This is a genomic window from Flavivirga spongiicola, assembly GCF_030540825.1.
In the GTDB taxonomy this organism is placed as follows: Bacteria; Bacteroidota; Bacteroidia; order Flavobacteriales; family Flavobacteriaceae; genus Flavivirga; species Flavivirga spongiicola.
Genome location: NZ_JAUOEO010000001.1, coordinates 901,041 through 923,988 on the forward strand (window position 1 = coordinate 901,041; position 22,948 = coordinate 923,988).

Annotated in this window: 19 protein-coding genes; 9 read left to right on the top strand and 10 right to left on the bottom strand. The window is 33.0% G+C overall.

What is annotated here, in order from left to right; genetic code table 11:
• Positions 1–111: 111 nt before the first annotated feature.
• Positions 112–477 carry a hypothetical protein gene (locus Q4Q47_RS03305; protein WP_303305232.1) on the bottom strand — a complete coding sequence of 122 codons (366 nt, stop codon included), beginning with the start codon at positions 475–477 and terminating at the stop codon, positions 112–114.
• Positions 478–641: 164 nt separating this feature from the next.
• On the opposite strand from Q4Q47_RS03305, the gene Q4Q47_RS03310 reads away from it, so the two are divergent.
• Positions 642–2,381: a M14 family metallopeptidase gene (locus Q4Q47_RS03310; RefSeq protein ID WP_303305233.1), complete on the top strand. Its 1,740-nt coding sequence runs from the start codon at positions 642–644 to the stop codon at positions 2,379–2,381.
• 302 nt (positions 2,382–2,683) lie between these two features.
• On the opposite strand, the gene Q4Q47_RS03315 is transcribed toward Q4Q47_RS03310, so the two are convergent.
• The 5 genes from Q4Q47_RS03315 to Q4Q47_RS03335 form a co-directional block, all read right to left on the bottom strand.
• Positions 2,684–4,519, bottom strand: a complete 1,836-nt coding sequence (locus Q4Q47_RS03315) for an arylsulfatase (protein ID WP_303305234.1) — start codon at positions 4,517–4,519, stop codon at positions 2,684–2,686.
• A 90-nt stretch (positions 4,520–4,609) separates the two neighbouring features.
• Positions 4,610–5,935: a sulfatase family protein gene (locus Q4Q47_RS03320; protein ID WP_303305235.1), complete on the bottom strand. Its 1,326-nt coding sequence runs from the start codon at positions 5,933–5,935 to the stop codon at positions 4,610–4,612.
• Positions 5,936–6,051: 116 nt separating this feature from the next.
• Complete coding sequence (locus tag Q4Q47_RS03325) at positions 6,052–7,143, bottom strand: glycoside hydrolase family protein (protein WP_303305236.1); 1,092 nt, start codon at positions 7,141–7,143, stop codon at positions 6,052–6,054.
• 201 nt (positions 7,144–7,344) lie between these two features.
• The gene (locus tag Q4Q47_RS03330) at positions 7,345–9,681 is read right to left on the bottom strand and encodes a beta-N-acetylhexosaminidase (protein ID WP_303305237.1); all 2,337 of its coding nucleotides are present in this window, start codon (positions 9,679–9,681) and stop codon (positions 7,345–7,347) included.
• Positions 9,682–10,317: 636 nt separating this feature from the next.
• Positions 10,318–10,899 (bottom strand): NUDIX hydrolase, encoded by a 582-nt coding sequence (locus tag Q4Q47_RS03335; RefSeq protein ID WP_303305238.1) that lies wholly within the window; start codon positions 10,897–10,899, stop codon positions 10,318–10,320.
• Positions 10,900–11,031: 132 nt separating this feature from the next.
• Between Q4Q47_RS03335 and pyrE the strand changes: the two genes are divergently transcribed.
• Complete coding sequence (pyrE, locus tag Q4Q47_RS03340) at positions 11,032–11,676, top strand: orotate phosphoribosyltransferase (RefSeq protein WP_303305239.1); 645 nt, start codon at positions 11,032–11,034, stop codon at positions 11,674–11,676.
• 95 nt (positions 11,677–11,771) lie between these two features.
• Positions 11,772–12,167, top strand: coding sequence for an SRPBCC family protein (locus Q4Q47_RS03345; protein WP_303305240.1), 396 nt, complete (start codon positions 11,772–11,774; stop codon positions 12,165–12,167).
• Here Q4Q47_RS03345 and Q4Q47_RS03350 read toward each other — a convergent pair.
• Positions 12,164–12,895, bottom strand: coding sequence for a biotin--[acetyl-CoA-carboxylase] ligase (locus Q4Q47_RS03350; RefSeq protein ID WP_303305241.1), 732 nt, complete (start codon positions 12,893–12,895; stop codon positions 12,164–12,166). The genes Q4Q47_RS03345 and Q4Q47_RS03350 overlap by 4 nt on opposite strands.
• Before the next feature lie 93 nt (positions 12,896–12,988).
• On the opposite strand from Q4Q47_RS03350, the gene rsfS reads away from it, so the two are divergent.
• The 6 genes from rsfS to Q4Q47_RS03380 all read left to right on the top strand — a co-directional run bounded on the left by rsfS (position 12,989) and on the right by Q4Q47_RS03380 (position 17,770).
• Positions 12,989–13,360, top strand: coding sequence for a ribosome silencing factor (gene rsfS, locus Q4Q47_RS03355; RefSeq protein WP_303305242.1), 372 nt, complete (start codon positions 12,989–12,991; stop codon positions 13,358–13,360).
• 9 nt (positions 13,361–13,369) lie between these two features.
• Positions 13,370–15,310 (top strand): ATP-dependent zinc metalloprotease FtsH, encoded by a 1,941-nt coding sequence (ftsH, locus tag Q4Q47_RS03360; protein ID WP_303305243.1) that lies wholly within the window; start codon positions 13,370–13,372, stop codon positions 15,308–15,310.
• A gap of 122 nt (positions 15,311–15,432) precedes the next feature.
• On the top strand, positions 15,433–16,041 hold the full coding sequence (locus Q4Q47_RS03365) for an LUD domain-containing protein (protein ID WP_303305244.1): 609 nt from the start codon (positions 15,433–15,435) through the stop codon (positions 16,039–16,041).
• A gap of 1 nt (position 16,042) precedes the next feature.
• Positions 16,043–16,864 carry a phosphatidate cytidylyltransferase gene (locus tag Q4Q47_RS03370; protein WP_303305245.1) on the top strand — a complete coding sequence of 274 codons (822 nt, stop codon included), beginning with the start codon at positions 16,043–16,045 and terminating at the stop codon, positions 16,862–16,864.
• Positions 16,854–17,504, top strand: a complete 651-nt coding sequence (locus tag Q4Q47_RS03375) for a phosphatidylserine decarboxylase family protein (protein ID WP_303305246.1) — start codon at positions 16,854–16,856, stop codon at positions 17,502–17,504. Before Q4Q47_RS03370 ends, Q4Q47_RS03375 begins: the two co-directional genes overlap by 11 nt.
• Positions 17,504–17,770, top strand: a complete 267-nt coding sequence (locus Q4Q47_RS03380; RefSeq protein ID WP_303305247.1) for an acyl-CoA-binding protein — start codon at positions 17,504–17,506, stop codon at positions 17,768–17,770. The genes Q4Q47_RS03375 and Q4Q47_RS03380 overlap by 1 nt, the downstream gene beginning before the upstream one ends.
• Positions 17,771–17,943: 173 nt before the next feature.
• On the opposite strand, the gene secDF is transcribed toward Q4Q47_RS03380, so the two are convergent.
• From secDF to mdh, 3 genes are all read right to left on the bottom strand, one after another.
• Complete coding sequence (secDF, locus tag Q4Q47_RS03385; RefSeq protein WP_303305248.1) at positions 17,944–20,934, bottom strand: protein translocase subunit SecDF; 2,991 nt, start codon at positions 20,932–20,934, stop codon at positions 17,944–17,946.
• 239 nt (positions 20,935–21,173) lie between these two features.
• Positions 21,174–21,800 (bottom strand): hypothetical protein, encoded by a 627-nt coding sequence (locus tag Q4Q47_RS03390; RefSeq protein ID WP_303305249.1) that lies wholly within the window; start codon positions 21,798–21,800, stop codon positions 21,174–21,176.
• 148 nt (positions 21,801–21,948) lie between these two features.
• Positions 21,949–22,881: a malate dehydrogenase gene (gene mdh, locus Q4Q47_RS03395; protein ID WP_303305250.1), complete on the bottom strand. Its 933-nt coding sequence runs from the start codon at positions 22,879–22,881 to the stop codon at positions 21,949–21,951.
• Positions 22,882–22,948: the final 67 nt, after the last annotated feature.

Sequence of the window (22,948 nt, forward strand, 5' to 3'; positions counted from 1 at the left end):
GTTTTTTGAAGGTGCAAATTTACACTTAAAATACAGAGAAGCAACAAGTAATCTTTATTTTGATTAGGAATAGCACTAAAACGATTGATTAATATTTTGAAAGTAAAACATTCACCCTACACCCAACCACACTAAAGCTTCTTCTCTTTTTTGAAACATTTCAATGTTTTTATAAGTATTCCCATTAATAGCTAACAATGTCTTGATGGACATTAGTGCACCACTAGAACCAATAATAATAGCAATATTTTTAATTTCTTCTAAACTAACAATTTTTCTTTGAGCCTGAAAAGTATAACTATAAGCATGTTTTTTATTTACTAATAATGAGAATGGCGCTTCTAAATTATCCAACAAAAAATCATGATATTCATCAACCATTGCTTCATCCATTTCAACACCTTCATCAACAATCACCTCAGCCAGTTTATTATTAATTATATTAATTGTACCGAACGACAGTCTATAGTTTTTCATAAAAAATCTTTTTTGAGAGATTAATAAAATCACAAACAACTTCAAAAAACCATTCTTCATTATTTACAATGAAAGATATCACTTACAAGAACAAGTTAGTTATTTTTTTCTAATTTTAGGCTTTTTAAAAATATCTTTACAAAATAATTCCAGATTTATTAATCATGAGACTAGCACTTATCTTCTTATTTTTTTGCATTTCCTGTACCAATTCAAATAAAAAACCAACGTATAATTTTGAAACTCATTTCGAAAAATCGAAAGGGTTAGAGACTGCGACGTATCAACAAACCATTCAGTTTTATACACATTTAGCTGAAATTTATTCGGGAATTTCTATACAAACTATTGGAGAAACAGACTCGGGTAAACCTCTACATATAGTAACCCTTAACCCTAATAGGGAGTTTGATTTTTCGAAAGTTCGTAAAAATAAAAAAAGCATTTTACTCATAAATAATGGTATTCACCCTGGGGAAAGTGATGGTATTGATGCTACTATGATGCTTTTCAGGGATATTGCTCAAGGCAAAATCGAAACTCCAAAAGAAACAGTATTAGTAACCATTCCTATTTATAATGTTGGTGGTAGTTTTAACAGAAACTCTACCTCACGTACTAACCAAAATGGACCAAAAGACTATGGTTTTAGAGGGAATGCAAGAAACTACGATTTAAATCGTGATTTTATAAAATGTGACACTAAAAATGCAAAGACTTTTACTCAAATTTTTCATTTGGTAAAACCAGATGTTTTTATTGATAATCACGTAAGCAATGGTGCAGACTATCAATATACGCTCACCCATTTATTCACACAGCACAATAAATTAGGTGGTGACTTAGGTAAATATCTTCATAATGATATGACACCAAAATTAGAAGAAAAACTAGCTTTGAAAAATTGGGATATTACGCCTTACGTGAATGTTTTTAATGAAGTCCCTGATAAAGGATTCTCACAATTTATGGATTACCCAAGGTATTCAACAGGTTACACGGCTTTGTTTAATACACTTGGCATGATGGTGGAAACACACATGCTAAAACCTTATAAACAACGTGTCGAAGCCACTTACGAACTTATGAAAAGTATGATTGAAATAATCGAAGAAGATCATATGACAATACAGCAAAAAAGAATGCATTCAAAAGAAAGTCTTCATAATTATACAAAAGACTATGTTCTTAGCTGGGAAATTGATACAACAAAAACCACTGTTTTAAATTTTAAAGGTTTTGAAGGCGAATTAATTACAAGTGAAATAACTGGAACTAAGCGTTTGAAATATGATAGGAAAAAGCCTTTTACAAAAAAAGTCAACTATCGAAATCATTTTAAACCCAATGTAGAAATTAAAGTACCTAATGCCTATATAATCCCACAAAGCTGGCATAACATCATTGAATTATTAAAATTGAATCGAGTGGAGATGACGTCATTAAAAAAGGATTCAATAATCAAGGTAGAATCTTATAAAATTAGTAGTTATGACACCCGAAAAACACCTTACGAAGGCCATTATCAACATTATAATACTAAGATTATTAATACTGAAGAAGAAGTTAACTTTATAAAAGGTGATTATATTATTTATACACATCAGGATGCCTTTAGATATTTATTAGAAACTTTAGAGCCACATGCACCTGATTCCTTTTTCAATTGGAACTTCTTTGACACCGTTTTACAGCAAAAAGAAGGATTCTCTCCTTATGTTTGGGAAGACAAAGCTTTAGAGTTATTAAACAATAACCCGAAGCTAAAAAAAGCATTTGAACATCGCAAAAAAAACTCAACAACATTCAATAATAATTGGTACGAGCAATTAGATTGGATCCACAAGCAAAGTGAATATTACGAAGATGCCCATATGCAGTATCCTATATACAGAGTGAAATAAGCCACTATAGATTTAAAACCCATAGTTTTTAACAAAAAAAGAAATTCTTTTTTACAGAATAAAGCTATAATCGCTACTTGTCATTCCTGCCTTTCGTCCTAGCCTGTCTTGAGCGGAGTCGAAAGGCTTAAGATAAACTACAACAGGAATCCACATATAAAATGGATTCCACATCAAGCGAGGAATGACAAAATTGAGATGGAAATTTTATAGAAACTAAAGTAACAACAATGAAATTGCAGGATTTTAACCTTTTGCTTGAAAATAAAATTCATAAACCCGAATTAAACATTTGAGACTCATCAATGATTTACTTTTTCAACATTAATATAGAAAGCATTACTTTGCTCTCCGTTTTCCATATCGAAATAGGCAAATAGCTTTGTTTTTCCTTGTGGAACTTCCACTTCGAGTATTGCCGATTCAGAATTATTATCCACTTTAATTGTCTTTTTTTGATTCGCTACCTCTAAATGGGCTTTTACAAATTTCATAGCCTTTCCATTTATTCTGGCATTTGCAAAAGAAGTCGAAGGGATAGAATCCTTCACTTCGGCTCCCAAAGCAAGTTTACTTTCAACAGGCCATCTCCTCAAATGAAAACGATAGGTCCCGGATTTCACAAAATTCACTAAAAAGGGTGCTGGCTTCATGGTCTTTCCCTTTCGAATTTGAGTTTGATTCCAAGGCGGATATTGATCTGTGGTATGGGCATCATGACAAGTAATAACATCAACAGCATCCGTTGTTCCCAGATTGATTATTGAATGTTTGGTTTCCTTAATTACCTGACTCCACCAATTTTGATAAAAAGTATTCATTTCCATGACTCTTTTTGGGTATTGCTCAGCTACGTTTGTCTTTTGACCCGGATCTTCAGAAATATTGTAAAGTTCTGTTCCATGAATCAAACGCCAGTCTCCGTTCATAACACAACTTTGTTTTCCTTTGATTGGCCAGGGTACTCTTTGAGTATCAGTAACCAAATATCTATTGCCAATCTCCTCTTTGTTCAAAAGATAAGAACTAACATCTTTACCGTCCATGGTTTTTGTTGCTTTGAAGCTCTGCCCTGTAAGCGAGGTAAGCGTGGGTAACACATCTACGTGCGCTGTTAATTCATTCAACTTTTCACCTCCAATAAGATTTCCTTTGGGCCATCTTATAATAAAAGGAACACGGTGTCCGCCATCATATTCACTGCCCTTAGTTCCTCGCATACCAGCATTATACCCCCTTGAAGCGGTACCATTATCCGTTGTAAAGATCATGATTGTATTTTCTACAATACCAAGGCTTTCCATACGGTTGATCAGCTTTGAAAAATTGTCATCAATATTGGTAATCATCCCATAAAACCGTTTTTGATTTTCAGAAAGTTGCTCCTCATCCTTGTATAAATTATAATACTCCTGAGGTACATTATAAGGACTATGAGGTGCATTCAAACTTAGATAACATAAAAAAGGATTATCTTTTTTATCTTCAATAAATTTTATCGCCTCATCAAACCAAATATCAGTGCAGTAACCTGTTTTCTTTTCTGGAACTCCATTCCTAAAGTAGGTGTCATCAAAATAGTCATTATTCCAATAATCCGGGGTTTGTCCAACCCCGCCACCTCCGTGGTAAAAGGTTTCTTGAAAACCTCTGTCATAAGGTAAAAAAGGATGATTGTCCCCAAGATGCCATTTACCAAACATCCCAGTCGAATATCCATTAGCTTTAAAAACGTCTGCCAAGGTCGTCTCTCCTTCATTAAGTATAGAGGCTCCCATAATGGTATGCCAAACTCCATTTCTGTTACAGTTTCTCCCGGTTAAAAGTCCTGCTCTGGTAGGTGCACAGGTAGTACCCACATGATAATTTGTTAGGTTGACACTCTCAGTCGAAAATTTGTCTATATGCGGCGTTTTAATGATCGAATTGCCTGTATGTCCTAAATCACCATAGCCCTGATCATCAGTTATCACAATAATTACATTAGGTCTGTTATCTAATTTGGACGTTTCTGATGCCTTCTTATCTGCACAAGAAGATTGCATAACCAACAAAAACAACAAAGACATTCTCATGGTATATTTTATTGTTTTTTTATTCTTTTGACTTTCGGGTTCCTTTAATTTTAAAAGTTTCATGTATTTATATTAATTCTTTTTTGAAAAGTGCTACTTCAACTGCACTTGGTACAGACTGTAAACATTCATGTGTTTCATTGTATTTAAATATTACAAGTTTCCTATGGTTCTTTTTTCTGAAGTCATTATCGAATCTAATCTTTTCATTTTCTCTTTGAGCATACCGACTTTCTCAGGAATTTTTTTAGCTAAATTGTATGCTTCTGATATATCGCTTTCGATATCAAAAAGAAAAGTACCTTCATCAAGTAGTAAAAGTTTATACTTCCCCTCCCTAATACCTTCGAGTTTTCCTTTAGAAGAATAATATAAAAAGGGCTTAGTATCTATTTTTTGGTTGACTTCTAAAAGTGCTCCAGAAACATCTTGTCCGTCGATTTTCTTTTTAGGAAGTTTCGCATCACACAAACTGGCAATGGTAGGTAATATATCCATGTTGGTAATAACCTGACGCTGCATTGTTCCTGCGGGAACTTTACTTGACCATCTAACAATACAAGGCACACGCTGACCTCCTTCCCAGGTAGTTCCTTTGGCTCCTCTTAAAGGCCCCGAAGAACCTCCCTCGGTCTTGAATACTTTCCAGGGGCCATTGTCTGAAGTGAATATGACCAGCGTATTCTTGTCAATGCCTTGTGCTATTAATGTTTCCAGAATTTGTCCTACGCTCCAATCAATCTCTTCTATGGTATCACCATAAGGTCCTCTCACACTCGTATTTTGAAACTTAGCGGAAGCATAAATAGGGATATGTGGCATGGGGTGTGCTAAATACAAGAAGAATGGTTTTTTTTCACTTTTTTTAATAAAGTTCACCGCTTTTTCTGTTAGCCTTTTGGTAAGTGTAGTCTGATTCGGATCTAATTCCAAAGTATCAGATTGCGATAATAGAGGTAAGCGCCACTTATAACCATTATTTCCCATATACCCCTGTTCTTTTTGGCTCATATCGTTGCTAAAGGGTATACCGAAAAATATATCAAAACCTTGATTATGAGGCAGGAATTTTTCCTGATGCCCCAAGTGCCATTTGCCAATGCAAGCTGTAGAATAATTCTTTTCTTTTAGAATTTCTGCTATGGTCTGTTCTTCTGGATTGAGCCCTGTTGTAGATTGTGGGAACAATACACCTTTTTCAAGACCTACCCGTTTTGGGTAAGCTCCAGTCATGAGGGCAGCTCTAGAAGGGGTGCATACTGGCGCTGCTACATAGAACTGAGAAAGTTTCATGCCTTCAGCGGCCATTTTATCCAAATGAGGTGTGTAAATTGTAGGGTTGCCATAACTACTTAAGTCGCCATAGCCCATATCATCAGTATAAATAATAATAATATTTGGATTTTGAGCTTTCTTTTGTGCATAGGAATTAAACATTATAAAACCTGCAATGGTGATAAATAAAATTGATGTTTTCATTTTTTGTTTTTCAAATTTAAACCACTTCATAAAATTATATTTAAGTGAAAATAGTTAATTCATAAATCTTTACTAGTAGGACAAATCCAATAAGCTATTTATTATTTTAATTGGTTTTAATTGGTTTTAATTGGAATATGTACATTAAAAGGAAGGTTTATACTGTCTGTGCTATTTTTTAGTTGAACAGCGCAAAAAAGTATGGCCGGTTTACCATTTTTGTTAAACCATATCTGAGGTCTTTCCAAATATTTTAAATCACTTACACTGCCATCTTCCCAGGTAATTTCCGGTATCATAACATTTGGGTTTTCCGCAGACCTCCAATCCTTACCATCTTTCGAAATAAAGAGCGCCAAACCATGTTTTCCCGTATAGAGCCCTCTTTGATCATCCAGTATGGCATAATAATTCCCGTCTTGAAACCACAAAAAGGGATCTTCAGCCTCTTTATCTGTAAGGATGGGGGTCTCTGCAATAATAAATGGCCCGTCAGGGTTTAACGATGTTGCCGTACACTGAATCATTCTATTTTTAAGTTCTGGATTATTTGAACGCGTTTTGAAAATCATAAGGTAGGAACCATCTGGTTTTTGACAAACACTAGGGTTTACCATATACCCTTCAGCTCCTTTTTCCTCTTGGTATTCAATTAGTGGAGATTTACTAACGACCCATGGGCCATTAGGGGTATCTGCTACAGCAACACCTATTCTTTGTCCCCAGCGGTGGTTTTCTTTTTCAGATTCTCTCCCAAAATCATCATTTACATGGGAAATAAAGTACAAATAATATTTGTTACCAAACTTTTTAATGTGAGGATTATGTGCAGATTGCTCATTCCAATGCCCTTTACCAAATCCTTCTAATATTACTTCTTTATGCTTATATGGACCTCCCGGTGAATCGGCAACCGCATAAGCAATCACTGAATGATCCAACCACCCTGCGAATCCTTCAGACTTAGGCCATGTTGAATAATAAAGATGGTATTTTTGATCTTCTCCTTCTACCATTGAAGCTCCCCATATATAATTATTAGGATCTTTAAGTACCGAATGAAAAGGCACAGACTGGATTAGTTCGCTCAAAACAAGCTCCTTAGAAGTATTTTTTATTGCTGGTCGTCTTTCTGTTTTCTTTTTTTCCATACATGACAGTATCGAGACTAAAAAAACTACCAATAATAATAAATTCTGTTTTTTCATTTTGCTGATTTTAAATTAACTCGATTTTCTTAAAAGGAAACCCAATCCCCCCATTTAGTATCTTTAAACTCTTATTTATAATAAGGGCTGTTTTTTAAGGTTCCACATCTACTTCCTTATTTTATACGTTTATAATAATAGCCACTAAAGCCTCAATAGGGTTTCTAAAAAATGTTTGTTTTTTAAACGCTTTATCCATATTTAATTTACTATAATTTCATCTATCCATATACGTGATGGTGCTCCACTTCTACGATGACCATCCGGAATAGTATTAAAACCTTTTGCTTTTATTTTTAATATTTTTGTTTTAACAGCACCAAAAGGTATACGCGTATTTACCTTATTTCTTCCTTGTTCGGTTGCTATTTCTAACTGCTCTTTTTGGACTAGTAACTTAAATGTTTTTCCATCGACTGACCCAAATACTTCAATATCTGTTGGAGGATAAATACCTGAATTAGTAAATCGTAAAGCATCAAATTCTATTTCTTTTACTTCAGTTACTTTATCAAAAAGAACATTTACTTCTACTTTGTTAGAAAAAGAATACCAAGACCTGTCTCCTTTAGAAAGTGATCCATAGCTCAAATCTGTTAATTTTTCAATTTTCTTTCCTTGTCTATCAAAAACCTTAGCATTCTTTGCTTTATGAATTGAGAATTTTTTAGATGAAAGATATCCTACAGCTTTATCATTATTAAATGCTCTGGCTTGTAGCTGAGATGTTTTTGAAATAGTAAATGGTTTACCGTATTTAGGAGATTGAAGCGTAGGTTTTGTGCCATCTAAAGTATAATGAATATTTAATTCGTTAGCTTCGGTTTTCATTTGTATTTCAATTTCTTTTCCATTTCCGACATGGTCTATCCAAGGGCTAAAAGCACTTACTGCATAACGAACTTCTTGTGCATCCAATCTGCTAAATTGAGTATAAAGTCGATTAACAAAATGATTCCAATTTTTCTTTTTATGTGGTGTCCATGCACTTTCGGCAATAGCATAAGTTCTGGGAAAAGTCATATACGTTAGTTTGCCCCAATCACCAATAGACTCTGTCCACATATTAGCTTGAATACCTTTAATCAATTTGCCTTCTTCCTGGGTCAGTGCATCGGGAATTACTTTATAATTATATGACGTAGAAAGCAACAAGCGAGAATATCCTAAATTAGGTTCTAAGTCATCATGCCCTTGTTTTAAATCTATATAACAATAATTACTAGGAGTCATAATAACTTCATGCCCTGCTTTCGTTGAAGTGATGCCTCCTTTTTCTCCTCTCCAACTCATGACCGTAGCATTGGGAGCTAAACCACCTTCCAGTATTTCGTCCCAGCCTATCATAATACGATTGCGCTTATTGATTATAGTTTCTACACGTTTAATAAAATAACTTTGTAACTCAAGCTCATCTTTTAATTTTTCATCTTTCATTCTTTGTTGTGCAAAAGGATCTACTTTCCATTGTTCTTTATTGCATTCATCACCACCTATATGCACATACTTGTATGGGAATAAATCCATGACTTCATTAAGCATTCTTTCTGCAAACTGAAAGGTTTCTTCTTTTCCGGGATTATATGTATTATTCTTGTGGACACCGCCAGTAGCTACATAAGGTGCAGCATTTACACAACCTATTTCTGGATAAGCTGCAATAGTAGCTTGAGCGTGTCCTGGCATATCTATTTCTGGGATAATTTCTACACAACGTTCTTTGGCATAAGCGATAATTTCTTTGACATCTTCTTGGGTATAAAATCCGCCATAAGTTGCTTTTTCTTCTAGTTTTTGCTCTGGCCTGCCCCACCAATTAGACTTAGTTTCGTCGGTAATATTATGGTCTACCCTCCAGGCTCCAATTTCAGTAAGTTTTGGATAGCTCTTTATTTCTAATCGCCACCCCTGGTCGTCTGCCAAATGCCAGTGAAACCTATTTAACTTAAGTTCACTCATAAAATCAATGACTCGCTTTACTTGTTCTTTTGTAAAGAAATGCCGGGATACGTCCAGCATATAACCACGCCAACCAAATGTTGGATAATCTTTAATATCTACCGTTGGTATACCCCATCGAATATTTTGTAATGTATTTTTATAAAAAGCTACAGGAAGTAACTGTTTCAAACTTTGTAAAGCATAGAAAAAACCTTCTTTTGAAGCTGCTTTTATTGTTATATTACTAGTAGTTACTTTTAAATTATAGCCTTCACCTTTTATTGTTTTGTCTGTACTAATCCTAATATCTCCTTGACCTCCTATATTTATTTGTGGCGTCCAACCAGCTACTTTTTCAAACTGATTAAAAAATTGATTTGCTATAGTTTTTTGTTTTTCATTTTCTACAGTTATTATTGAAGAGGCTTTAACTTCAAAGTATCCATCTGCTTCAATTTGACTTATTGGTTGTGGAATAATGTGCGTTTTTCCTATTTGAAGTTCTAACTTTTTCTGCTCACATGAATTTAATAGTAGCAAACTCAATATCAATGTACTTGTAAGTTTAAAAACTCCTTTACTATTAATAGTTATCATATTTATTTTTTATTGTTGTCAAATTTGTTTTTATCTATTAAACTCTATGAGGCCTCCATCGATAGGAAAATCTGTACTTGTAAATACTAATACAATACTAACCCCTATTTCTTCAGCTTCCCTGTTTATTCTACCAATTGGCTGTTTTTTTTGATAGATTATCTAACACTACTCTTGAGTTTCTATTCCTTAGAGAGAATTATATTAATTTAATTTTCCTTAAAATCAGTTCCAGTATAAATCATTAATTAGAAGGGTTCTTTATTGTCCACAATTTATTTATTTATGCCAACAATAACTACCAAATTTTCCACCATCCTTGATACTATTTTGCTACGTAAAAAACATAAAATACCTCAATAGAGAAACCTTTGTTATAAAAAGTTTAGGCTGACAATACCAGTTCTATTATGAAAACAACCGCAAACAGTTGTAAAACAAAGATTGGTGGTTTTTAGTATCTTCATATAACTGGCGTTGCTATAAAACACCAATTATGACATAACTAAATGTATACTCACATAAGTTTTTTTGGAGGTTAATTTTGTCTCGCAAGAATTTGAAAACAAAACCGGTCTAAACTTCTTATAGATAAGCTTACGGGTTTAAAGCTGAGTTTCGAGAAATTCTTTTCTGTCAAACCAAGAGCTTAATATTAGCATAGGAGTTTTCAAGAGCACGTTTAGCTTGATTTTTATTTAACCATTCAACTTTAGTTATCCCCTCTTCTTCTTGGGCATACAAATTACCATTGAAGTTAGTTTTCATTTCAAACCAATAGGTGATTTTTATTTTATGCCGTCCGTTACGTTTAAAAATATGATAGGTAGTTTCTAAAGGTTTTGTTATTTCTAACCCACCGACCCCGGTTTCTTCTGACACTTCACGAATCGCTGTTTTTTCTATAGTTTCATTACCTTCTACCTTTCCTTTAGGTAAGTCCCATTTATCATTTCTGTATATAAATAAAACAGCATTGTTCTCATTATATACTTTGCCTCCACCAGCAATAACATTAGGTAATTTTTTCAAGAATTTTTTCAGAAGCTTATCTTCATTTTTATGAATAAGACGAACTTCTTTTAAAGAAGTCGTATCAAGTTCCTTTATAACTTTCCCAATATTTACAGTATCTAGCAAATAATTTTTAAAGTTGATTTCTTGTTCAACTTTAGTTGTTAATATAATAGGTTTGTCCCCAACAAAAACTTTATACATACGTTACAACTAACAATTACAGTCTGGTAAAAGTATCATTTTTAGTTATAATCTACTCATTGTTGAAAAAAATATTTTTTATTCGTAAAGCAACAATTAGGTAAAACTAAATTTATATGTAATTTTGCCAGCATGATTTTTAACAAAGACACAGCAAAAAAAACTGCCGAAGTTTTATTACAAATTAATGCAATAAAACTTAGCCCAAAAGAACCATTCACTTGGGCATCTGGATGGAAATCCCCAATTTATTGCGACAACCGTATTGCATTATCATTTCCACTAATTCGTAATTACATTAGTGAAACAATGGGTAAGCAAATTGAAAAACAATATGGCAAACCCGATGTTATTGCTGGTGTTGCTACTGGCGCTATTGGTATAGGCATGCTAGTTGCAGATTATCTGGGATTACCTTTTATTTATGTAAGGCCCGATGCAAAAGGACATGGCAGAAAAAACCAAATAGAAGGTTTTATTGAAAGCGGGCAAAATATTGTCGTTGTTGAAGACTTAATTAGTACAGGAAAAAGTAGTTTAAATGCCGTAAAAGCTTTAAAAGAGGCAAATCTAAATGTAAAAGGCATGGTTGCTATTTTCACTTATGGTTTTGAAGTTGCAACGAAAAATTTTGAAAAAGAAAATATTCATCTTCAGACTTTAAGTAACTATGAAAGTTTATTGGAACAAGCTTTAGACACCAAATACATTTCTGAAGCAGAGTTAAAAACATTATCCGAATGGAATAGCAATCCAGCAGAATGGAACGCTAATTGATATGACACATGTATGTTGTTTAGTTGTGGAGCCGTTTAGGTAAAATGACAAAAACATAACTTAACAAATCAACAACAAACGAAAAACAGTAAAAAATGAATTTAGAATCTCCAAAAATCAACGTTAATAAATCATCACAAGAAGTATTTGATTTTTTATCTGATGTTAAAAATTTTGAATCTTTAATGCCCGAAAACATTAGCAAGTTTGAAGTTTTAGAAAATGACAAATTCTTATTTGCTTTAAAAGGTATGCCCGAAATTATTCTTAAAAAGAAAGAAGCAATAGCTCCAAATAAAATAATTTTAGGAGCAGCTGGCGGGAAATTAGATTTTTCACTAATTGGAAATATTGTTGAAGTTGACGAGACTTCTAGTGAAGTACAATTAGAATTTTCAGGAGATTTTAATCCAATGATGGCGATGATGATAAAAGGACCAATCAGTAAATTCATTGAAACGCTTGCTACCAGTATTCCAAATGCTATTTAATATAAAAGGGTAATTGCTTTTAAATCGAACTCTTTTATAATATCATCTTCTAACAAAACTTGAAGATTTCCAGACTCAGAAATCCCTTCTATAAAACCAGAAAATACGGTACCTTCTTTATCTTTAAATGTTGAAGGTTTATTTTTTCTAAATAAGTAAGCTTCATAATCTTCCTTTAAAACATCATATTGTCCTTTTTTTAAAAGAAGGAAATAATATTTTAAATTTTTTAGAATGACGTGAACTATTTCATCCAGATCAAAAATTTTTCCAGATATCATTTTTAACGACGAGGCTTTGGGTAAATTTTCAAATTTAGTTTGATTTACATTTAAACCAATACCAATAACGGAAGCATTAATTTTATTTTGCTTTATGACATTTTCTATTAAAATACCACAAATCTTCTTGTCTTCTGACAAAATGTCGTTTGGCCATTTTACACTTAATCGAGAAATTGAAAAAAATTGGAGTGTCTTCAGTAAAGCTAGAGAGGTAATAATACTAATATAAAAAGGGTGTTCCAAATGAAGTTGAGATACATCTTTAAATACGCTAAACGTAAGGTTTTTCGATGCTTGCGAGCTCCAAACAGTGCCCATTTGTCCTCGCCCTTGTGTTTGTTTTTTCGCAATAACAGTCGTATAATCATCCACTGTTTCTTCTGCACTAAGCTTCCTTAAATAGCTATTTGTGGAATCGATGGCATTAAGTTTGACTATAAGCATATTGAAGTTATTGTGACACTTTGAAATCTTATGATTATTTTAAAGTATAAAGAACTAAAAAAATAATAACTTTGCACAAATTAAAGAAAATTAATGGCGAAAGAAAATATAAGCGCAGACCAACTAATATCTGTAATAATAAATGGCATTGAAGATGTTAAAGGCAAAGAAATAAATATTCTAGATTTAAGAGAGATTGAAAATACGGTTTGTGATTACTTTATAATTTGTGAAGGAACTTCAAACACACAAGTAAACGCCATAGTTAATTCAATACAAAAAAAAGTAAGCAAAGAACTTAAAGACAACCCTTGGCATACCGAAGGGGTCGATAATGCAGAATGGGTATTAATAGATTACGTAAATGTTGTAGTGCATGTGTTTCAAAAACATATAAGAGAGTATTATGATATTGAAAGTCTTTGGGGCGATGCAAAAACAACAGTTATAGAAACTAGTTACTAAAAAAATCAGATGGCAAACGACAAAAAAAATATAAAAGATAAAAAACCAAAATTTAGCCCGTACTGGATTTATGGTATATTAATAGCCGTTTTCTTAGGCTTTCAGTTATTTAGTAATGGAAGCTATCAAGACGGTAACATGACCACACCTTCAGACTTTTTTAGGTTTTTAGAAGATGGTGATGTTGAAAAAGTAGATATTGTAAAAAACACACGTGTAGCCAAAGTTTATTTAACTAAAGATGCCGAAACCAAAGAAGTTCATAAAAACTCTAAGCCAACTACACTTATACCTTCTGCAACAAAATTACCAAACTATAAATTTGAATTTGGTGATCTTCAAAATTTTGAGAATCGCTTAAATGACCTTACAAAAGATTTAACAGTAAAACCTATTGTAACGTTTGACACTGAAACCAACGATTGGGGAAATCTTTTAATGGGTATACTTCCCTTTATTTTACTTATTGGGGTTTGGATTTTTATCATGCGACGTATGTCTGGTGGTGCTGGCGGAGGTGGCGGCGGTCAGATTTTTAATATCGGAAAATCTAAGGCAAAACTTTTCGATCAGAATACCGAAGTTAAAACAACGTTTAAAGATGTTGCTGGTTTAGAAGGAGCCAAAGAAGAAGTTCAAGAAATTGTTGACTTCCTTAAATTTCCAGAAAAATATACGACGCTTGGTGGTAAAATTCCAAAAGGCGCTTTACTTGTAGGACCTCCAGGAACAGGAAAGACATTATTAGCCAGAGCTGTCGCCGGCGAAGCTAAAGTACCTTTCTTCTCGTTATCAGGTTCGGATTTTGTTGAAATGTTTGTTGGTGTTGGTGCCTCTCGTGTACGAGACTTGTTTAAGCAAGCCAAAGAAAAATCACCCTCAATAATTTTTATAGATGAAATAGATGCTATTGGCCGTGCTAGGGGTAAAAATGCCATGTCTGGAAGTAACGATGAACGTGAAAACACACTCAATCAACTATTAACAGAGATGGACGGTTTTGGTACAAATACAAATGTTATTGTAATTGCTGCTACCAACAGAGCTGACATTTTAGATAAAGCTTTAATGCGTGCCGGACGTTTTGATAGACAAATTTTTGTTGATTTACCAGATATCCGTGAACGTAAAGAAATTTTTGAAGTGCATTTAAGGCCTTTAAAAAAAGCCAAAGATTTAGACACTGATTTCCTTTCAAAACAAACACCTGGATTCTCTGGAGCAGATATTGCTAATGTTTGCAATGAAGCTGCTTTAATTGCTGCTAGAAATGGTAAAAAAGCAGTTGATAAACAAGATTTTCTTGATGCTGTAGATAGGATTATTGGTGGATTAGAAAAGAAGAATAAAATAATAACGCCAAGTGAGAAAAAAGCGGTTGCCTATCACGAAGCTGGTCATGCCACCGTAAGTTGGATGCTTGAACATGCTGCGCCTTTGGTAAAAGTAACTATTGTTCCTCGTGGCCGCTCGTTAGGTGCTGCATGGTATTTACCAGAGGAACGTTTAATTGTTCGACCAGAACAAATGCTAGATGAAATGTGTGCTGCTCTTGGTGGTCGTGCTGCTGAAAAAGTAATTTTTGATAAAATATCTACTGGAGCACTTAGTGATTTAGAAAAAGTAACTAAGCAAGCTAGAGCCATGGTTACCATATATGGGTTAAGTGACAAAATTGGAAACTTAACTTATTACGATTCTGGACAAAGCGAGTATGGCTTTACAAAACCTTATAGCGAACAAACGGCAGAATTGATTGACAAAGAAATTTCCGATATTATTGAAAAACAATATCAGCGAGCAATCAAATTACTTGAAGACAATAAAGACAAGTTAACAGATCTTGCTGAAGTGCTTCTTGAAAAAGAGGTCATCTTCAAAGATAATCTTGAAAAAATATTTGGAAAACGTGCTTTTGAAAAAGAAGAGCGTGAAAACTTAGACAAATAGCCTGATAAGCGCATAATTTTGTTAAGCTTTTAGTAAAAATCTTAAATTAATCGTATGGTTAATTTAAGATTTTTTATATTTGATAAACCTCAAAAAGAATTCTGTTAATAGCAACCACTTAAATGAGTCTTTTTAGAAAAATTTTTGGTTCCAAATCTGAACGTTCAGGAGAAGAACTAAAATCTGACGATAGAGGCAAATATATGCCAGAAATAAAACTACCAATAGACGAAAGGTTTACCATAAACTTTAAAGCTAATGGTGGCAAGTTTTTGTATTGTGAAAATTTAAACGAAATATTCTTCAATTTAGAACATATTATTGAAGAAAATAATTGGAAGAAAAAAAAGACCTTGTTATTTGATGAGAATTTAAAAGATAAATTTATAAACTCTAATTTAAAGTCTACAAATAAAATAAGTGAAGCAACTTTTTTTTTAACAACCTGCGAAAATCTCATTGCTAATGATGGGTCATTACTGATATCTTCAAAGCAAATTTTCGAAAAGAAACTTCCTGAATTGCCCGTAAATTTTATTGTATTTGCAACTACGAGTCAAATTGTTGAAAATATTGGAGAAGGTTTACGTGGTATAAAATCTAAAAACAGACAAAAAATCCCAACTAATATAACAACCATAAAACATTTTAAATCTGGTGACGAAAAAGATTTTCTTAGCTATGGAAGTAGTGCAAAAAATCTATACCTACTACTCTTAGAAGATTTATAGAATGAAAGAAATTCTTATTCGATCACTTTCTGGGCTACTTTATGTCTCGCTATTAATTATATGCCTGAATTACGAGCAACTATTAATAGCTCTTTTTTTTGTTTTTGGCTTGGTCTGTATGGGTGAGTTTAAAAAACTCATTCAGCTTAAAAGCTATATCCCTTATCTGATTTTTATTATACTTTATGCCGTTTTTGGGTATTGGCAATCAGTACTAAATACCGATACAGGATTAGATGAAGCTACTCAAATACTTATGGTACTTACTATTTTTGTTGAGTTATTTTTAATAAAAGATTTGTTTTCAGAAAAAACAATTCCACTTTTTGCTTCGAAGCGATTTATTCTCACAACATTTTATTTATCAAGCGCTTTTGTATTCTTAATTTTGATAGTTAATTACCATAAAAACTATGATCCAAGCATATTATTAGGGTCTTTTATTTTAGTTTGGGTGAATGACTCATTTGCTTATTTAGTTGGTAAAAATTTTGGAAAGCAAAAGCTTTTTGAAAAGATCTCACCTAAAAAAACTGTAGAAGGTTTTCTTGGCGGTTTATTCTTTTCGTGTGTAGCAAGTTATTTTATTGCTACCTTTACAGAACTTTTAGGATTTACAAGTTGGCTAATTCTAAGTATTATTATTAGTGTATTTGGAACTTTAGGGGACTTAATTGAGTCTAAATTTAAAAGACAAGCTAATGTTAAAGATAGCGGTGTAATTATGCCTGGTCATGGTGGATTATTAGATCGATTAGACAGCATTATTTTTGCAGCCCCGTTTATATATTTATTTTTAAGAATTTTACAATATGTTTCATAAAGAAGGCCATAAAATTATACTTATAACTTTTATATTTATTATTGCATCCTTTTTATTGGTTGACAATTTTATTGAAATTGAATGGTTAAGGGCGCTTATTCTTATTGCTTTGTTAGTATTTTTAATACTCATCCTTCAGTTTTTTAGAAACCCTAAACGCAATACTTTACCCAATGACAAACAAGTGGTTTCCCCTGTTGATGGAAAGGTTGTTGTGATAGAAGAAGTGTTCGAAAAAGAATATTTTAAAGAAAAACGTTTGCAAGTAAGTGTATTTATGTCTCCAATAAATGTACATGTTACGCGTTATCCAATTGGAGGTAGTGTTATTTTTAGCAAATATCATCCAGGTAAATACTTAGTAGCTTGGCATCCTAAAGCAAGTGAAGAAAATGAACGCTCCACAGTTGTTGTAGAAAATGAGACTTATGGTAAAGTTCTATATAGGCAAATTGCTGGAGCTTTAGCAAAACGTATTGTAAACTATGCTAAGCTAAATGATAAGGCTATACAAGGTGCAGACTCTGGCTTTATTAAATTTGGCTCTAGAGTTGATTTGTATTTGCCTTTAGATACAAAAGTAAAAGTACAGCTTAATCAAAAAGTTCGTGGTGGAGAAAGTGTTATTGCCGAAGTTTAATGACCGATAAAGATTTAGACATAGAGTTTCAAAATGCTGTTAACAGAGTAAATGCGTATACCGAGCCTTTTCCTGCAGATACGCTTTTAAAGCTTTATGCATACTACAAAAAAGCTACCAATGACTATGGTAGACCAAAAAGCAAAAAACCCATAATTAATGCCTTTAAAACCAATGCGCTATTTCAAGCTAAGAATATTAGTGAGGATGAGGCTAAACGCATGTACATAGACTTAGTAAATAATTATTTTTTATATAGAAAATAAAGAATATCAGAAGGCGAAAACCTCATACATAAAACTTATTATTTTCCCTAAACGGATTCCTGCCTTACTGAAACAAGTTCAGCATAAATCGCAGGAATGACAAAACAAAAAACCCATCAACATATTGTTGATGGGTTTTCTTAATGAAGAAAAATAAAATAGTTTGAGTTAACTTATTTCTTCTTCTTTTCTTCTAGTTTTTGAACTGAGTCGTACATGATCGGCGTTGCAATAAACAGAGATGAATACGTCCCTACTATAACTCCTACTATTAAGGCAAACATAAAACCTCTAATTGAATCTCCACCAAAAATAAAGATGGCTAATAACACCACTAAAGTGGTTAGTGAGGTATTTAATGTTCTACTTAATGTACTACTAAGCGATACATTTACAACGCGATTAAATTCCCAATTACCATGGTCATTAAAGAATTCACGGATTCTATCAAACACGACCACTGTATCATTTAATGAATAACCAATAACTGTTAAAATAGCCGCAATAAACGCTTGGTCTATTTCCATATTAAATGGCATAAATTTATATGTTAAAGAGAAGATTCCTAATACAATTAATACATCATGGAATACTGCCGCAACTGCTCCTAAAGAGAATTGCCATCTTTTAAAACGAATTAAAATATAAAGGAACACTACTATTAAAGACCCTAAAATCGCCCAGAATGATGCTTGTTTGATATCATCAGCAATAGTTGGGCTCACTTTGTAGTATTTCATTAAACCAATTGTTTTAGTATCTGAATCACTAATAAAATCTTCATAAGACATCCCTTCTAAATACGGTTGTAATGCATCAAATAATGATTTTCTAATAGCTTCATCAACTTCGGCACCAGTCTCATTTACTTTATACTTCGTTGTAATTTTTAACTGATTTGCATCACCAAAAGTTTTAGCATCTGCACTATTGAAAACCTCCGGTTTTGATAATACGCTTGTAATTTCCGAAGCACTAACATCTTGAGCAAAACGCACTTGATATGTTCTACCTCCTACAAAATCCACACCTTGATCTAAACTGTTAGTAAACAAAGATCCTAAACTCAACAAAATAAAAGCACCAGAAATCATATAAGCGATTTTACGTTTCTGTAAAAACTCAATATTTATATTTCTGAAAAGGTTTTTTGTAATAGCAGTAGAAAAATCTAATTTACCACCTTTATTGGCATACCAATCAACTAACAATCTAGTAATAAATATAGCTGTAAATAAAGAGGTTCCTATACCTATTAATAAAGTAGTGGCAAACCCTTTAATTGGTCCAGTACCGAATATAAATAAAATTAAGGCCGTTAAACCAGTCGTAATATTTGCATCTAAAATAGAAGATAAAGCATTACTAAAACCATCTTTAATAGCTTCTTTTTGCCCTTTTCCTTTAGTTAATTCTTCTCGAATACGTTCAAATATAAGTACGTTCGCATCCACCGACATACCTATTGTTAATACGATACCAGCAATACCTGGCAATGTTAATACGGCTCCTAATCCTGATAAAACACCAAAGATTAATAAAATGTTTAACAACATGGCAGCATCAGCAAAACCACCTACTTTACCATAATAAAACACCATCCACACTAACACTAATGCTAATGCTATTAAGAATGACATGGTACCACTATCAATGGCTTCTTGTCCAAGTGATGGCCCAACGACTTCACTTTGAATAATATCAGCCGATGCCGGTAATTTCCCTGCACGTAATACGTTTGCTAAATCGACCGCTTCATTTAATGTGAAATTTCCAGAAATTGAAGAATTTCCTCCTGCAATAGGCCCAGTTGTAACACCTGGTGCAGAATATACGATATCATCTAAGACAATAGCTATTTGACTTTGCTGAGCATATGCTTTACCGGTCATGTCTTCCCAAATCTTAGCGCCTTTTGCATTCATCTGCATAGAAACTTCAGATCTATTAGCAGCGTCAAACTGATTACGAGCATCAACAATAACTGAACCACTTAACGGAGGTGTATTATCTCTATTTCCTACTAAAGCATATAAATCTATTATCTCTCCATCTTTTTCCGGTTTCCCAAAAACAAATTTGGCATAACGTTGTTCGGCTGGTAATAACTCTCTTACTTCTGGTCTGTTTAAATAATCAAGAAGTATTGCTTTATCTTTAAGCTCAAATCTTCCAATGACAGGACCACCTTGGTAACCTTGCCCTCTAAATAAGTCGAAAATAGGGTTATTTTCAGTCTCAACCGCCGTAGAATCTGTTGTTGCATCTCCTAAAAGATCATCAATAGTATCATCTTCAGTACTTTCTCCATCTTGAGGTTCTTGCTCCTCTTCGGTTACTTCAGGTTTAACAGATTCTTTTAAAAGTTCGTTTGCTTGTGCTAAAAAGTTAAAGAATTGCTCACCTTTATAAGCATCCCAAAATTCCAGCTGAGCTGTGTTTTGTAATAATTTTAAAGCACGCTCTTTATCTTTAACCCCTGGTAGTTCAACTAAAATACGACCTGAATTACCAAGACGTTGAATAGTAGGTTGTGTGACACCAAATTCATCAATACGCTTACGCAATACTTCAAAAGCTGAAACAATAGATTCATCTACTTTTCTCTCTATAACTTGTTTAGCCTCATCATCAGACATATTACTATTAATTTCACCATCTAAATCCTTTGTGTAAAAAATATCTGGTGATGCTAATTTTGTATCTCCTTTAACAGCATCAAAAGCTCTGAAAAAAGATTCCAAATAAGATTCTTGCGCATCTTTTTGAAGCTCTTCTGCATCATCTAAAGCTTTATTAAATGCCGGGTCTTTACTTTTATTTGCCAATCCTTCTAAAATATCTCTTACAGATATTTGCAAAGTCACACTAACTCCTCCTTTAAGGTCTAAACCCAGTGGCATCGCTTTTTCTTTCACTTCATTATAAGTGAATTTAGAAATACCAAGGTTAAAAACGGTATCTGTCGCAATAGACTCTAAATAATTAACTTCCTCCTGACTTCTTTTCGCGCGATAATCAGCTTCCGTTTCTGGAATTTTATTGATTGCGATCTCCTCCGCATTACTTTCTATTCGATTTGCTTTAAATGTAAACGATAATTGGTAAATACTTACCAATCCGAACAAAACTGCAAATAGTTTTACTAATCCTTTATTTTGCATTCTTCTATTATTTTTTTGTCAAATTTTTTAAAACGAGCAAATTCATGGTTTACCTTATGATTTGACAATTATTTTTTATGGTACAAATAAGACGTTTTTTAGCTTTTTAAAATACATGATGAAAGCCCATCTTATTATATTTTTTTGATTTTTGGAAAATGCTTTTTAAAATTCTATGTTTCTTTTCCAAAGGCATTAAGACATACCTTTATATGAAAAGTAAAAAGCATTATTTAAGGTTAAGAATTCCCGTAAGCAGCTGGTCCAGCTCTAACATCAGGAACATTATGTGACATATTATCTATTGTAATTGCAATATGTCTACGTACTTTATAAGCTATTTTAACAATTCTATCTTCTTCGCTAGTATTTAGTTTACCTATATATAAATTAGGATTGGAAAATCGATCGTATTCGTGTTTTAACTCTGCAATGTATGTTCCATTTAAGTCAGATTCAGCATCTGTACCATTTTGGATTTCATATACATCTAGGTTATAACCATTTTTGTTTTCGTTAGAAGGAAACTTGGAGTGTTCTTCATCCTTATTAGAAAAAGCGTAATCAAGTTCTAGTTTTTTTTCTTCAGAAGAAAATATTTTTTTTATGCTGGCTACATCGACATCACTGTAATACGTGATTTTAAGTCTTCCATCTTCTTTCTTTCCTACTTGAATATTATCTATTCCTAAAGTTAGCAATTGCTTTTTTACAACAGCAATGGCATCTTGAACTTCGTCTGATGTAACTTCATCATAGATAAACTCCATGACAATTTCCTGATTCGGTACAGAAATTTGTTTCTGGCAAACACCTAATAAAGTGAGGGCAATAACTAAAGTACTAAAGTACCATTTCGCTTTCATGCGTGTTTATCTATTGTTTTTAATGGTCATGTAACATCCATATAATCTTTTTACCAAATATAGATATGTTTTCAAGCCTCAAATATAAAGAAATAAAGACTGTATTTCTACAGTCTTTATATAAATATCTATTTTATGCAATAAATTGTTATACTTCCACTTCTAATAATGCATTTGTTTTTCTAACACCTTCAGCACTAGTTTGCATATGCGCTTTTTCAGCATCGCTAAGTGGAACATCAACAATACTTTCAATACCGTTTCTACCTAAAATAACAGGTACACCGATACAAATATCATTTAGACCATATTCTCCTTCTAAGAATGTAGAACAAGGGAACATTTTTTTCTGGTCGCAAGCAATGGCTTGTACTAACCCGCTTACCGCCGCTCCCGGTGCATACCAAGCAGAAGTTCCTAATAATTTAGTAAGTGTAGCACCGCCAACTTTAGTATCTTCTTTTACTTGATTTAATCTGTCTTCACTTAAAAACTCAGACACCTTGATACTGTTCCTGGTTGCCTGACTTGTTAATGGCACCATACCCGTATCACTATGCCCACCTATTACCATACCGTCAACATCACTAATAGGAGCTCCTAAAGCTTCAGCTAATCTATATTTAAATCGAGCAGAATCTAAAGCACCACCCATACCAATAATTCTATTCTTAGGTAAGTTGGTTGATTTATGTGCTAGATAAGTCATCGTGTCCATTGGATTACTAACTACTATAAGAATAGTATTTGGAGAATGCTCAATTAAACTTGATGATACTGATTTCACAATACCAGCATTAATGCCTATTAATTCTTCACGTGTCATTCCTGGTTTACGAGGAATTCCAGAAGTAATTACACAAATATCACTATTTGCAGTTTTACTATAATCGTTTGTAATACCGGTTATTTTAGTATCAAAACCATTTAATGATGCACATTGCATTAAATCCATAGCTTTTCCTTCTGCATAACCTTCTTTAATGTCTAATAAAACGACTTCTGAAGCAAAATCTTTAATAGCAATATACTCCGCACAACTTGCGCCTACTGCTCCTGCTCCTACAACTGTTACTTTCATGTATTTATAATTTTTTATTGTTATTGGTAACTCCTAAATTATTTCTTTTTTAATGAAATTTTCTTGA

Coding starts and splice junctions, on each gene's coding strand:
- Q4Q47_RS03310 (WP_303305233.1), top strand. CDS start 642: ATGAGACTAGCACTTATCTTCTTATTTTTTTGCATTTCCTGTACCAAT.
- Q4Q47_RS03370 (WP_303305245.1), top strand. CDS start 16,043: ATGAAAGAAATTCTTATTCGATCACTTTCTGGGCTACTTTATGTCTCG.
- ftsH (WP_303305243.1), top strand. CDS start 13,370: ATGGCAAACGACAAAAAAAATATAAAAGATAAAAAACCAAAATTTAGC.
- Q4Q47_RS03305 (WP_303305232.1), bottom strand. CDS start 477: ATGAAAAACTATAGACTGTCGTTCGGTACAATTAATATAATTAATAAT.
- Q4Q47_RS03335 (WP_303305238.1), bottom strand. CDS start 10,899: ATGTATAAAGTTTTTGTTGGGGACAAACCTATTATATTAACAACTAAA.
- Q4Q47_RS03330 (WP_303305237.1), bottom strand. CDS start 9,681: ATGATAACTATTAATAGTAAAGGAGTTTTTAAACTTACAAGTACATTG.
- Q4Q47_RS03320 (WP_303305235.1), bottom strand. CDS start 5,935: ATGAAAACATCAATTTTATTTATCACCATTGCAGGTTTTATAATGTTT.
- Q4Q47_RS03365 (WP_303305244.1), top strand. CDS start 15,433: ATGAGTCTTTTTAGAAAAATTTTTGGTTCCAAATCTGAACGTTCAGGA.
- Q4Q47_RS03325 (WP_303305236.1), bottom strand. CDS start 7,143: ATGAAAAAACAGAATTTATTATTATTGGTAGTTTTTTTAGTCTCGATA.
- Q4Q47_RS03345 (WP_303305240.1), top strand. CDS start 11,772: ATGAATTTAGAATCTCCAAAAATCAACGTTAATAAATCATCACAAGAA.
- mdh (WP_303305250.1), bottom strand. CDS start 22,881: ATGAAAGTAACAGTTGTAGGAGCAGGAGCAGTAGGCGCAAGTTGTGCG.
- Q4Q47_RS03390 (WP_303305249.1), bottom strand. CDS start 21,800: ATGAAAGCGAAATGGTACTTTAGTACTTTAGTTATTGCCCTCACTTTA.
- Q4Q47_RS03315 (WP_303305234.1), bottom strand. CDS start 4,519: ATGAAACTTTTAAAATTAAAGGAACCCGAAAGTCAAAAGAATAAAAAA.
- pyrE (WP_303305239.1), top strand. CDS start 11,032: ATGATTTTTAACAAAGACACAGCAAAAAAAACTGCCGAAGTTTTATTA.
- rsfS (WP_303305242.1), top strand. CDS start 12,989: ATGGCGAAAGAAAATATAAGCGCAGACCAACTAATATCTGTAATAATA.
- Q4Q47_RS03380 (WP_303305247.1), top strand. CDS start 17,504: ATGACCGATAAAGATTTAGACATAGAGTTTCAAAATGCTGTTAACAGA.
- secDF (WP_303305248.1), bottom strand. CDS start 20,934: ATGCAAAATAAAGGATTAGTAAAACTATTTGCAGTTTTGTTCGGATTG.
- Q4Q47_RS03375 (WP_303305246.1), top strand. CDS start 16,854: ATGTTTCATAAAGAAGGCCATAAAATTATACTTATAACTTTTATATTT.
- Q4Q47_RS03350 (WP_303305241.1), bottom strand. CDS start 12,895: ATGCTTATAGTCAAACTTAATGCCATCGATTCCACAAATAGCTATTTA.